Here is a 12,499-nt window from a genome sequence, read left to right as displayed (position 1 = left end):
TGATGTCCCGCGCCGTAGAACTCCCCCTCGACCTCCCCGAGCTCACCGTGCAGTCGACGGGCGGCGCCCGTGTCCGGCGGTCCGTCCTGCCGTCCGGCGTCCGCATCCTCAGCGAGGACGTGCCCGGCAGCCGCAGCGCCACGATCGGCATGTGGGTCGCGGTCGGCTCGCGGGATGAGCAGCCGGGCGACCTGGGCTCCACGCACTTCCTCGAGCACCTCCTCTTCAAGGGCACCCCGTCGCGCACGGCACTCGACATCGCCGTGTCGTTCGACGCGGTCGGCGGCGAGCACAACGCCGTCACCGCCAAGGAGTACACCTGCTACTACGCCAAGGTGCAGGATCGCGACCTCGGGATGGCCGTCGACGTGCTGGCCGACATGGTCACCTCCAGCCTCATCGACGCCGAGGAGTTCGAGACCGAGCGCGGGGTCATCCTCGAGGAGCTCGCCATGGCGGACGACGACCCGGGCGACGTCGTCAGCGAGCGATTCTTCGAGGCCGTGCTGGGGGATCACCCGCTCGGCCGTCCCATCGGCGGCAGCCCCGAGGACATCGAGGCCGCCGAGCGCGACGCCGTCGTCGCGCACTACCGCCGCAACTACCGCCCGCAGGACCTCGTCATCACGGCGGCGGGCTCCGTGGACCACGACGCCCTCGTCGCACGCGTCACCACCGGCCTCGAGCGCGCCGGCTGGGATCTCTCGGTCGCGGCGGCCCCCGTCGCGCGCCGCACCGGTGCCACGCCGGTCATCACGCGCGGCAGCGACCTCGTCGTCGTCGACCGGCCCATCGAGCAGACGAACATCCTGCTCGGCGTGCCCGGCCTCGCGGCGTCCGACGATCGTCGTCCCGCCCTCGCGATGCTCAACTCCGTGCTCGGCGGCGGCATGTCCTCGCGCCTGTTCCAGGAGGTGCGCGAGAAGCGCGGTCTCGCGTACTCCGTCTACTCGTTCGGCGCCTCCTACTCGGACGCGGGCGTGTTCGGCCTCTACGCCGGATGCACGGCCGCGAAGACCGAGCAGGTGTCGCGCCTCATGGTCGAGGAGTTCCGGAAGCTCGCCGAGGAGCACGTCACCGAGGAGGAGCTGTCGCGTGCCTTCGGCCAGCTCTCGGGGCAGTCCGCCCTCGCGCTCGAGGACTCGGACACGCGCATGTCGCGGCTCGGCCGGTCGGAGATCACCACCGGCGAGTACGTCGACCTCGACGAGACGCTCGTCCGCCTGTCCCGCGTCACCGCCGAGGACGTCCGCGCCCTGGCGTCCGACCTCATCTCCCGACCGCTCTCGATCGCCGCCGTGGGAACCGTCGGCGCCGACGCGTTCGCCCCGCTGCTCGAGACCCCCGCGCTCCTGTAGGAGGAACCGTGTCCCACTACATCTACCTCGTGCGCCACGGCGAGCAGCAGGACGCCGAGCACGGGCTGCCGGACGGGCCGCTGTCGGGCCGCGGCAAGCGCCAGGCCCACTGCATCGCCGACCGGCTGAGCGGCGTGCCGTTCACGTCGGTGCGCCACTCTCCGCTCGCACGGGCGGAGGAGACGGCCGCCATCATGGCCGAGCGGATGCCGGCCATCGAGCCGGAGCCGTCGTCGCTGCTGTTCGACTGCATCCCCTCGGGCCCGGTGCCGGACATGCCGCACGCGTTCGAGTCGTTCTTCGGCGGCATCACCGAGGAGGAGATCGACGCGGGGAGCGCCCAGATGGCGGATGCGGTGAGCGAGTTCCTGGCTCCTGCCCGCGGAGAACGGCACGATCTCCTCATCACCCACAACTTCGTCATCGCCTGGTTCGTGCGGCACGTGTTCGACGCTCCGGAATGGCGGTGGATGGGCATCAACCAGGCCAACTGCGGCCTCACCATCATCCGCGTCCGCTCCGCGAAGCCGCCCGTGCTCGTCGTGCACAACGACCTCGGCCACCTGCCGGTCGAGCTGCGCACGGGCCTGCCGGAGCAGCAGCCCTACTAGCCGCGGTGGCGCGTCGGCCGCCCAGCGTCGGCGGGGGAGCGCGCCGGTACGCTGGGCGGATGACAACCACGGTCGCCGTCGTCGGCGCAACGGGACGCATGGGCCAGCTCATCTCGCAGATCGTCGAGGCGAGCACCGAGTTCGAGCTCGTCGCCAGCCTCGACTCCAAGGACGAGCTGTCGGACATGCTCGGCGCCGACATCGCGGTCGACGTGACGCTCCCGGCGGTCAGCCAGGGCGTCGTCGAGTACGCGGTCGCGCATGGGATGAACGTCCTCGTGGGGACGAGCGGCTGGACCGGCGAGCGCATCACCGAGCTCGAGCGGCGGATCACCGGCAACCTCGCCGTGGGCGTCGTCATCATCCCCAACTTCTCCGTCGGCAGCGTGCTCGCGACCTCGTTCGCGCAGATGGCGGCCCGCTTCTACGACTCCATCGAGATCGTCGAGGCGCACGGCGCGTCCAAGATCGACTCCCCGTCGGGCACGGCCGTCCGCACGGCCGAGCTCATGTCGCAGGCACGCGGCGCACGTGGGCCCGTGCAGGCGCCGCACACGGATCAGCGGGCGCGCGGCCAGCAGGTCGCGAGCATCCCGGTCCACAGCCTGCGGATGCAGGGCGTCGTCGCCAAGCAGGACGTCGTGTTCGGCGGCAACGGCGAGGTGCTCACCATCAGCCACGACACGCTCGCGCCGAGCGCCTACGAGGCCGGCATCCTTCTCGCCCTCCGCGCGACCCGCACCGCGCGCGGCGTGGTGGTCGGGCTCGACCGCCTCATCGACCTCGACGGCTCGCGTGAGCGCGCGGCGCAGGCGGGCGCCGCCGGCGCAGCGGCGGGACCCGTGGACGACGGCGGGCCGAGCGGCCAGGCCGCCACCGTCACGAGCGCCTGATGGGCACGCGCATCGGCGTCGGCCTCATGGCCGTGCTCATGGCGCTGTACCTCGTGGTGCTCGCCCAGCGCGCCGTGCTGTTCGTGATCTCCGGTGAGCCGGCGGGCATCGCGATCAGCGTCGGACTCCTGATCCTGTCGCTCGTCGGCGCGTGGGCGCTCGTGCGGGAGCTGTGGTTCGGCGTGCGGAGCGGGCGCCTGGCCCGGATCCTCGAGGAGGAGGGCGGCCTGCCCGTCGACGATCTGCCGACACGCGCCAGCGGTCGACCGATCCGCGACGCCGCGGACGCGTCCTTCCCCGCGTACCAGGCCGAGGTCGAGCAGGATCCGGTCAGCTGGCGGGCGTGGTTCCGGCTCGGCCTCGCCTACGACGCGAGCGGGGACCGGCGCCGGGCGCGCGGGGCCATCCGCCGCGCGATCGCGCTGCACGGATCCGACCGCGCGGTCTGAGCCCACCCGGGCCTCGGCCGCGCGCTCGCGCTCGCGCCTCAGCTCTTCGCGAGCAGCCGGTCGATGGCGAGCTCGACCGTGGGGTCGCGGAAGGCGAAGCCGTCGGCGAGCAGCTTCTCGGGCCGTGCGGGCTGGCTGGAGAGCAGCAGCTCCTGCCCGGCATCCTGCAGCGCGAGCCGGATGAGGAACTCGGGCGCCGGCACCAGGTAGGGCCGGTGCATGCGCTTCGCGAGGTGGCGCATCAGCCGGTCGGCCATCACGGGCTCGGGGCCGGTGAGGTTCACGGGTCCGGAGATCGAGGACGTCAGCAGGTGCACGATCGCGGCGGCCTCGTCGCGGAGGGAGATCCACGGCCAGACCTGGCCGCCGGTCCCCAGCCTGCCGGCGAGCCCGAGGTTGGTGAGGAGGCGGAGAGGTGCGAGCGCACCCGCCTGCGCCAGCACCAGGCCGGTGCGCAAGGTGGCCACGCGGACGTCGGCGGGCGCCTGGGACGCCTCGGCCTCCCACGCCTCCACGACCTCGGCGAGGAAGCCCGCGCCACGCGGCGAGTCCTCGGTGAGGCGCTCGGCGGGACGGTCGCCGTAGAAGCCCACGGCGGATCCGTTCAGCAGCACCCGGGGCGGGTTCGCCGCCGACGCGATCGCGCCGACGATCGTCCGCGTCGCGGAGACACGCGACGCGCGGATCTCCTCCTGGTACGGCTTCGTCCACGGCAGGCGGCTGATGGAGGCGCCCGAGAGGTTGACGACGGCGTCGACGCCGTCGAGGGCCGCGGGATCCAGCCGCCCCTCGGCCGGCTGCCACTCGCGCTCGTCGGGCGACGACGGCGCGTGGCGGACGAGAGTCCGCACGCGATGCCCGGCGGCATGCAGCTGGGACTGCAGCTCGGTGCCGATCGTGCCCCCGGCGCCGGAGATGAGGACGGTGAGCGGGGCGGGGGATGCGGTGCTGTCGGACATGGTCGAGCCCTTCGTCGGTGCCCATCAGCCTAGGACGCGGCCCCGCGCGGCAGCCGGGAGGAGCTGCGAGCGGGCCGGGCGCGAGAGGGCGCGAGCGGGCGCGGGCCGTCGCGTACAGTGACGGTCGTGCCCCACGACGACATCGCCTTCCGCTCCGACATGACCGTGGAGCTGGTCCGCTCCAGCGCCCACGACTCCGACGTGATCTTCGCCGCCCGCGTCTCCACCGCAGGCGAGAAGACTCTCGAGCGCGCGCTCGACGAGCCCTACGGCCAGGACCGCGCCCTCGAGGGCGACGTCGACACGGAGGCCGAGGAGAAGCGCGTCAAGCGCGACCGTGGCCTCATCAACTACCTCATGCGCGACCGCCATGGATCGCCCTTCGAGCACAACTCGATGACCTTCTACGTGCAGGCGCCGATCTTCGTTTTCCGCGAGTTCATGCGCCACCGCATGGCCTCCTACAACGAGGAGTCGGGCCGCTACAAGGAGCTCGACGCGGTGTTCTACGTGCCCGGCCCCGAGCGCAACCTCGTGCAGGTCGGCAAGCCCGGAGCCTACGAGTTCCACGCGGGCACCCCCGAGCAGACCGCGCTCGTGCAGGAGGAGACCCGTCGCACGTCCGCCGAGGCGTACGCCTCTTACCAGCGGATGCTCGAGCAGGGCGTCGCGCGCGAGGTCGCCCGCATCGTGCTCCCGCTCAACATCTACTCGTCCATGTACGTCACGCTCAACGCCCGCGCCCTGATGAACTTCCTGTCGCTGCGCACCAAGCACGAGGACTCGACGTTCCCGAGCTTCCCGCAGCGCGAGATCGAGATGTGCGCCGAGAAGATGGAGACCGAGTTCGAGCGGCTCATGCCCCTGACGCACGCCGCGTTCCAGAAGAACGGCCGCGTCGCCCCGTAGTCCGCGAGGCGACGCGGCCGCGCGTCGCGTCACCCCACGCGCACGGCGACGCTGGTCCGCGAGACGGTGGGGTAGGGGTACCGCTCTCCCGTCACCCTCACCTCGAGGAGCCGCCCGCGGTCGGCGGCGACCGGCGTGTACGCGGCCTGCTCGGCGCCCGGGATGACCACCCCGTCGCGCAACCACTGGTAGGTCAGCCAGATGGGCGCCGGACGCCAGAACCCGGTCCTGACGGTGAGCTGCCGTCCGACGAGCGGGAGCCCGCCGATCGCCGGCACGCCCGGGGAGATGACGGGCATCGCCACACGCGGGGTCGGGGCCGAGACGCGCTCGACCGATGCGCGGCCCGGTGCGCTGCCCCGGACGCCGACGGTGATCCGCTTGCCGCCGTCGAAGCGCGCGTCGACCTCGTAGGTCGGCCCCGACGCGTCGGAGATCCGCTGGCCGTCTCGGTACCACTGATAGGCGAGCGTGACGGGGCCGGGCCGCCAGGTCCCCGTCCGGACGGACAGGGTGCTCCCCGGGACCGCGCGGCCGACCATGGTCGGGGTCGGCGCGGAGGTGAGCGACGGTGTGCCGGGAGGACTGCCCGTGGCGAGCTCGAGGTACACGTACCGGGCCACGTCGACGTTGGGCCCGTGCCAGAACACGAGGCGGACGGTGCGGTCGTAGCCGACGTCGAGGGTGGTCGATCCCACGGCGTCAGCGGAGGTGTACGGGTCGTCTCCGAACGCGTAGACGACCGACCGCGCCTCCGGCCAGCCCGCGAGGTACCCGCGGACGTCCCAGGCGAGGGTGATCCGGGGCCCGTCGATCGTGATGACCGGGTCGTACCGCGTGGGGTAGCCGAGCGAGAGCGCGGCGACGGGCGCCGAGGCGGCGCCGATGACGGGGACGCCGTCGAGCGCGCCCGCTGCCCGGAAGGCGATGGTGTGCGGTCCGGCGGGGGCCGGGATCCGGATGTAGGCGTGGTCGAGCGGCCCGCTGTATGCCGTCCGCCAGGATCCCGCGCCGTCGAGCAGGTACTCGAAGCGGGGCGATCGCACGTCGAGCGATCCGACGTCGAGGGACAGGATGACCTCGATCTCGGGGACGTCCGTCACCTCGCCGCCCACGAAGACGTCGGGGGCCGGCAGGGAGGGCGCGGCGACCGAGGTGAGGGGGAGCGACGCGCCGGACGGCGCCGCCTGGGCCGGCGCGGCGCCGGCGAGGGAGCCCCCGACGACGAGCGCCAGGGTGAGGGCCAGGAGCGGCGAGGGCCGTCTCCGTGCCGGGATGTTCATGGTGGCACCAGCGTCTCCGGGACATCGTCGTCCCGAGCGAAGGGTGCTCGCGATCCGGTCCGCGCGCATCCCCCCATCCGGGGGCGCCGGGGCGGAGGCTCGCCCCGCCCGGCGACGGCCCGCCCGTTACGATGGTGACCGTGTCCACAGAGAACCCGTTCGGCCAGGTCCTGGTGGCGCTCGTCACCCCGTTCACCGCCGATGGCGAGGTCGACTGGGCGGGCGTCGAGAAGCACATGGACGACGTCATCGTCGCCGGAGCGGACGGCATCGTCGTCACGGGCACCACGGGCGAGACCAGCACGCTGACCGACCCCGAGAAGATCAGGCTCGTCGAGGTCGGCCGCTCCGTGAGCGCGGGCCGGGCGAAGATCATCACGGGCGGCGGATCCAACGAGACCGCGCACGCCATGCAGCTCGCCCGCCAGAGCGAGAAGGCCGGCGCGGACGGCAACATGATCGTCACGCCGTACTACAACAAGCCCACGCAGGCCGGCGTCCTCACGCACTTCCGCATGATCGCGGACGCGACAGACCTCCCGGTCATCCTCTACGACATCCCCGGCCGCACGGGCATCCCGATCCAGTACGAGACGATCCTCCGCGCCGCGAAGCACCCGAACATCCTCGCCATCAAGGACGCCAAGGGCGACCTCGCGCAGGCCAGCCGCGTGCTCAACCAGACCGGCCTCATGTACTTCGCGGGCGACGACGCGAACGCGCTGCCGACCCTCGCGATCGGCGGGACCGGCCTCATCGGCGTCACCGCGAACATCACCGCGACGCCGTACCGCACCATGGTCGACGCCGTGAACGCGGGCGACCTCGGTGCCGCGACGCACGCGCACCAGCAGCTCGAGCCGCTCGTCCGCGCGGTCATGACCCACGTGCCCGGCACGGTCGCCGCGAAGTACATCCTCCACGGCCTCGGCCGCATCGGCAGCCCCCGCGTCCGCCTGCCCCTCGTCGGGCCGGAGGAGTGGGAGGCCGCCCAGATCGAGGACGAGATCGACCTCGTCCGCGACGTCCCCGGCGTCGACTTCCGCAACTTCCGCCCCGACCGCAACGCCGCCGCCGGCGGAGCGCTGCCGCAGGTCGCCGGCACCACGCGCTGACGCGCGCCCCGAGCATCCACCGGCGGTCCCCTTGGGCCGCACCGTCACCAGAGGAGTCCCATGCCCCACGGCGTCTACGACCCGCCCGAGCTCAAGCCCGGCATCCTGCGCATCACGCCGATCGGCGGCCTCGGCGAGATCGGGCGCAACATGACCACGTTCGAGATCGACGGCAAGATCCTCGTGGTCGACTGCGGCGTGCTCTTCCCCGAGGAGCACCAGCCGGGCGTCGACCTGATCCTCCCCGACTTCTCGTCCATCGCGGACCGCCTCGACGACGTCGTCGGCATCGTCCTCACGCACGGGCACGAGGACCACATCGGCGCCGTGCCGTACCTCCTCAAGCTCAAGCAGGACATCCCGCTGATCGGCTCCGGCCTCACGCTCGCCCTCATCGAGGCGAAGCTCAAGGAGCACCGGATCAAGCCCTACACGTTCCAGGTGAAGGAGGGCGACCGCGAGCGCCTCGGGCCGTTCGAGCTCGAGTTCGTGGCGGTCAACCACTCCATCCCGGACGCGCTGGCCGTCGCCATCACGACCGAGGCGGGCAGCGTGCTGCACACCGGCGACTTCAAGATGGACCAGCTGCCGCTCGACGACCGGATCACGGACCTGCGCGCCTTCGCGCGCCTCGGCGAAGCGGGCATCGACCTCTTCATGTCGGACTCCACCAACGCGGACGTCCCCGGCTTCACGCCCACCGAGCGCTCCATCGGCCCCGTGCTCGAGGCCGTCATCTCGAAGGCGCCCCGCCGCGTGATCGTCGCGAGCTTCTCCAGCCACGTGCACCGCGTCCAGCAGGTGCTCGACGCCGCGCACGCGAACGGCCGCCGCGTCGCCTTCATCGGCCGCTCGATGATCCGCAACATGACCATCGCGGCCGAGCTGGGCTACCTCAAGGTGCCGGACGGGGTCCTCATCGACTCCAAGAAGGCCGTCGACCTGCCGGACGACCGGATCGTCTACATGAGCACCGGATCGCAGGGCGAGCCGATGGCCGTGCTCAGCCGCATGGTCAACCAGGAGCACCAGATCGAGATCGGCCAGGACGACACCGTCATCCTCGCGTCGAGCCTGATCCCGGGCAACGAGAACGCCGTGTACCGGATCATCAACGGCCTGACGAAGCTCGGCGCGAACGTCGTGCACAAGGCCAACGCGAAGGTCCACGTCTCGGGCCACGCGGCCGCGGGCGAGCTGCTGTACTGCTACAACATCCTGAAGCCGCGCAACGTGCTCCCGGTGCACGGCGAGTACCGGCACCTCGTCGCGAACCAGCAGCTCGCGATCCAGACCGGCGTGCCGGAGCGCAACACGTTCCTCGCCGAGGACGGCACCGTCCTCGACATGAAGGACGGGCACGTGCGCGTCACGGGCCAGCTCGACGTCGGCTACGTCTACGTGGACGGCTCGACCGTGGGCGAGATCACCGACGCCGACCTCAAGGACCGCCGCATCCTGTCCGAGGAGGGCTTCGTCACGATCTTCGTGGTGGTCGAGCCGCAGACCGGCAAGGCCATGGTCGGCCCGGAGATCGAGGCGCGGGGCTTCGCCGAGGACTCGAAGGTCTTCGACAGCGTCAAGCCGCTCGTCGTGAAGGCCCTCGCGGAGGCGGCGGCCAACGGCACCAGGGACACGCACGCGTACGCGCAGGTCGTGCGCCGCACCGTCGGGCGCTGGGTCAACTCGTCGCACCGCCGGCGTCCGATGATCATCCCGGTGGTCATCGAGGCGTAGGCGAGCTGTCGGCGGGAGCCGGCGCGCAGCACGTCCGGAGGGGGCAGGGGAGACCTCGCCCCCTCCGTCGCGCGTGCCGACGGCGCTCGTCCGGGCGGCCCCCTGACGGGGGGAGCATGTCATCCGCGTGGACGAAGCGACGCGCACGGTGCCGCCCCTAGCGTCGGAGGCGACCGGACGGGCCGCTGGGGACCGCCGGGGAAGGAGCGGCCGTGGGCATCTGGCGGAGATGGATCCTCCCGATCACGAGGCTGGTGGTGCTCGCGGCGATCGCGGTGGCGCTCGTGCGCATGGCGTTCTTCGGGACCACGACGGAGGAGACGGCCCAGGTGCCGACGGGCTCGGTGGTGGAGTCGCAGGTGCCGGCGTCCATCGCGACCGTGGTCAACGACGTGACGGTGAAGGGCAGCATCCAGCCGGATCCGGACGTGGCCGTGAAGGCGACGCTGCAGGGGAAGGTCTCGAAGCTCGTCGCCGGTCAGGGCGCGACGGTCAAGGCGGGCGACCCGATCCTCGTCATCCGCCAGGAGACGCCGGTCGATCCGGTGGTCGCCGCTGACGGCACGGTCACGCAGTCGAAGCCGAAGGTCGTCACCGAGACCGTCACCGCGTCCGCCGCGGGATCGCTCGCGGAGCTCGGCGTGCTGGTCGGCCAGGAGGTCGCCGTGGGCGATGCGGTCGGCCGGATCGCGCCACCCACCTTCCGGGCGACCGCGCCGCTGACCGCGGAGGAGCAGTACCGGCTCGTGACGCAGCCGACGGCGGCGAAGGTCGCGATCACGTCCGGCCCCGCGCCGTTCGAGTGCGCGGACCTGCGCATCGGGCAGCAGGCGGCGGCGTCCACCGAGGGCACGGGGGCGGCCGGCGGGGCGGGCTCCGGATCCACCGGCGGCGCCGAGTCCGCCTCCACCGGCGCGACCGTGTCCTGCGCCGTCCCGGCCGGCACCCGCGTGTTCCCGGGGCTCGCCGCCGACATCACGATCCCCGCGGGTGAGGCGCCCGACGTGCTGACGCTCCCGACCACGGCGGTCGAGGGCCTCGCCGACACGGGCAACGTCTGGCTCGCGTCGGACGGCGGCGAGCCCGAGGAGCGCGCGGTCGGCCTCGGCATCAGCGACGGGAAGGTGGTGCAGATCACCTCGGGCCTCGCGGAGGGCGACATGGTGCTCGAGTTCGTGCCCGGCGCGCCCGTCCCCGAGGACGAGGCGATGATGATGCAGGGCGGGTACGGCGGATGAGCCTGATCCGTCTCGAGCAGGTGACCCGGACGGTGGAGCGGCCGGACGACGAGCCGCTCACGATCCTGCACGGCGTCGATCTCGACGTCTCCGTGGGCGACCACGTCTCGATCGTGGGCCGCTCGGGATCCGGCAAGTCGACCCTGCTGAACATCCTGGGTCTGCTCGACACCCCGACGACCGGTGAGGTGTACCTCGACGACGTCCCGATGGCGCGTGTGTCCGGTTCCCGGCGCGACCGGGCCCGCGGGGGCGACATCGGGTTCATCTTCCAGCAGTTCAACCTGCTGCAGGGCCGCACTGCCCGGGAGAACGTGATGACGCCTCTGCTGTACTCGACGGGCCGCTCGTTCTGGCGGCGGGCGTCGATCGCGGCGGACATGCTCGAGCGGGTCGGCCTCGGCCACCGCATCGATTCCATGCCGGAGACGATGTCCGGCGGCGAGCAGCAGCGCGTCGCGATCGCGCGGGCCCTGGTCCGGTCGCCGCGGTTGATCCTCGCGGACGAGCCGACCGGTGCGCTCGACATCGAGACGGGCGCGACGGTGATGACGCTGCTGGCGGAGGTCGCGCACGCGTCCGGCGCGGCGCTGGTGACGATCACGCACGACCCGACCGTCGCGGCCCGCGCGGACCGGCACCACCGCCTCGAGATGGGCGTCCTCGCGCCGTCCGAGGCCCTCACACGCGGGGTGCTCGCGTGACCGGCTGGCTGGCGCGCACGGCGACCGGTCTCGTGGGCGCGGTCGTCGAGGCGTGGGCCGAGCTCCGGATCCACCGCACGCGCGTGATGCTGTCGCTCATCGGCGTCGCGGTCGCGGTGGCGGCGATCACGTCGGTCGTCGGCCTCGGGGCGGTGGTCCAGCAGTCGCAGACCGAGCAGATGGAGCGCCAGTCGGGCCGACCCGCCGCGCTGTCGGTGTCCGCGTACTCCGCGACCGGGGACGGCCTGTCCTACGCCGAGCAGCGCACGCTCCTCGCGGACGTCGCCGACAGGTACGGCATCACCTGGTCGACGATCATCGGCTCCACGACGGTGCCGGTCGACTTCGCGCGCGGCCGGGTGCAGGTCCAGACGGTCGTGGTCGACCGGGACTACGGCGAGATGCGCCGCGTCGACGTGACGGACGGCCGCTGGTTCGTCGAGCGGGACGCCGGCCGCCTCGCGCCCGCGCTCGTCGTCAACCCCGCGTTCCTCGCGGAGCTCGGGTCGCCCGACATCGCCGCGCACCCCTCCGCCGTGCTGCACGGCGAGCGCTCTGACCTCGTGGGCGTCGTCGTCGGCACGGTGCCCGCGCTGTACGCGGATGAGCCGCCGACCGCCTACCTGCAGACGTCCGACGCCGAGCGCCTCATGTCGGACGACGCGCTCGACGCGATGGCGCCGCAGTCCGAGTTCTGGGTGCCCGAGGCGGAGGCCGATACGCTCACCGCGGCCATCACCTCGCAGGTGGCGGCGACCGCGCCCGAGGGCCTGGAGGTGAGCGTCGGCCGCAGCGACTGGGGGACGTACGACTACGACCCGCTGCTGTCGGTCAAGATCCTCGTCGGGGGAGTGGCGGGCCTCGTGCTCCTCCTCGGCGCCCTCGGCCTCGTGAACATCTCGCTCGTGACCGTGAAGCAGCGGATCCGCGAGATCGGCGTCCGCCGCAGCTTCGGCGCGAGCGCGGGCCGCGTGTTCTTCGCCGTGATGATGGAGAGCATCGTCGCGACGGTCGCCGCGGGCGTGGTCGGGGTGATGGCCGCGGTCGCGATCGTGAAGAACCCGTGGATCCTCTCGTTCGTCGCGTCGGGGGTCACCGAGTTCCCGCCGTTCCCGCTCTCGGCGGCGCTCCTCGGGCTCGGCGCGTCGCTCGCGGTGGGCGCGATCGCGGGCCTGCTCCCGGCGCTCGTCGCCGTGCGCGTGTCCGTCATCGACGCGATCCGGTACTGATGCCGGGGCCGGTC

At 72.4% G+C, this 12,499-nt stretch carries 12 protein-coding genes; 10 read left to right on the top strand and 2 right to left on the bottom strand.

Annotation, left to right across the window (positions count from 1 at the left end; translation table 11 throughout):
* Window positions 1-2: 2 nt before the first annotated feature.
* The 4 genes from KYT88_RS10600 to KYT88_RS10585 are packed head-to-tail and all read left to right on the top strand — an operon-like array spanning window position 3 to window position 3,311.
* Window positions 3-1,358, top strand: coding sequence for a M16 family metallopeptidase (locus KYT88_RS10600; RefSeq protein WP_043582846.1), 1,356 nt, complete (start codon window positions 3-5; stop codon window positions 1,356-1,358).
* Between the two features lie 8 nt (window positions 1,359-1,366).
* On the top strand, window positions 1,367-1,969 hold the full coding sequence (locus KYT88_RS10595; RefSeq protein ID WP_012038728.1) for a histidine phosphatase family protein: 603 nt from the start codon (window positions 1,367-1,369) through the stop codon (window positions 1,967-1,969).
* A 59-nt stretch (window positions 1,970-2,028) separates the two neighbouring features.
* Window positions 2,029-2,862 (top strand): 4-hydroxy-tetrahydrodipicolinate reductase, encoded by an 834-nt coding sequence (gene dapB, locus KYT88_RS10590; protein ID WP_043582848.1) that lies wholly within the window; start codon window positions 2,029-2,031, stop codon window positions 2,860-2,862.
* A complete protein-coding gene (locus KYT88_RS10585; protein WP_043582850.1) occupies window positions 2,862-3,311 on the top strand; it encodes a hypothetical protein in 450 nt (149 codons plus the stop codon). The genes dapB and KYT88_RS10585 overlap by 1 nt, the downstream gene beginning before the upstream one ends.
* Before the next feature lie 38 nt (window positions 3,312-3,349).
* On the opposite strand, the gene KYT88_RS10580 is transcribed toward KYT88_RS10585, so the two are convergent.
* Window positions 3,350-4,270: a TIGR01777 family oxidoreductase gene (locus KYT88_RS10580; RefSeq protein ID WP_043582852.1), complete on the bottom strand. Its 921-nt coding sequence runs from the start codon at window positions 4,268-4,270 to the stop codon at window positions 3,350-3,352.
* A 117-nt stretch (window positions 4,271-4,387) separates the two neighbouring features.
* On the opposite strand from KYT88_RS10580, the gene thyX reads away from it, so the two are divergent.
* Complete coding sequence (gene thyX, locus KYT88_RS10575) at window positions 4,388-5,179, top strand: FAD-dependent thymidylate synthase (RefSeq protein WP_043582854.1); 792 nt, start codon at window positions 4,388-4,390, stop codon at window positions 5,177-5,179.
* Between the two features lie 29 nt (window positions 5,180-5,208).
* Here thyX and KYT88_RS10570 read toward each other — a convergent pair whose 3' ends face one another.
* Window positions 5,209-6,462 carry a hypothetical protein gene (locus KYT88_RS10570; protein WP_051629153.1) on the bottom strand — a complete coding sequence of 418 codons (1,254 nt, stop codon included), beginning with the start codon at window positions 6,460-6,462 and terminating at the stop codon, window positions 5,209-5,211.
* Window positions 6,463-6,593: 131 nt separating this feature from the next.
* Between KYT88_RS10570 and dapA the strand changes: the two genes are divergently transcribed.
* The 5 genes from dapA to KYT88_RS10545 all read left to right on the top strand — a co-directional run bounded on the left by dapA (window position 6,594) and on the right by KYT88_RS10545 (window position 12,485).
* On the top strand, window positions 6,594-7,577 hold the full coding sequence (gene dapA, locus KYT88_RS10565) for a 4-hydroxy-tetrahydrodipicolinate synthase (RefSeq protein ID WP_043582857.1): 984 nt from the start codon (window positions 6,594-6,596) through the stop codon (window positions 7,575-7,577).
* 60 nt (window positions 7,578-7,637) lie between these two features.
* Window positions 7,638-9,314, top strand: coding sequence for a ribonuclease J (locus KYT88_RS10560; protein ID WP_043582859.1), 1,677 nt, complete (start codon window positions 7,638-7,640; stop codon window positions 9,312-9,314).
* 212 nt (window positions 9,315-9,526) lie between these two features.
* The gene (locus KYT88_RS10555; protein ID WP_119374039.1) at window positions 9,527-10,552 is read left to right on the top strand and encodes a permuted SH3 domain-containing protein; all 1,026 of its coding nucleotides are present in this window, start codon (window positions 9,527-9,529) and stop codon (window positions 10,550-10,552) included.
* The gene (locus tag KYT88_RS10550) at window positions 10,549-11,256 is read left to right on the top strand and encodes an ABC transporter ATP-binding protein (protein WP_119374040.1); all 708 of its coding nucleotides are present in this window, start codon (window positions 10,549-10,551) and stop codon (window positions 11,254-11,256) included. The genes KYT88_RS10555 and KYT88_RS10550 overlap by 4 nt, the downstream gene beginning before the upstream one ends.
* Entirely contained in the window at window positions 11,253-12,485 is a 1,233-nt protein-coding gene (locus KYT88_RS10545) for an ABC transporter permease (protein WP_119374041.1), read from the top strand. The genes KYT88_RS10550 and KYT88_RS10545 overlap by 4 nt, the downstream gene beginning before the upstream one ends.
* Window positions 12,486-12,499 lie beyond the last annotated feature (14 nt).

The sequence above is a fragment of the Clavibacter sp. A6099 genome (assembly GCF_021919125.1).
GTDB lineage: Bacteria > Actinomycetota > Actinomycetes > Actinomycetales > Microbacteriaceae > Clavibacter > Clavibacter seminis.
The sequence above is the reverse complement of the archived record's forward strand: the minus strand, read 5'-3'. Positions and strand labels throughout refer to the sequence as shown.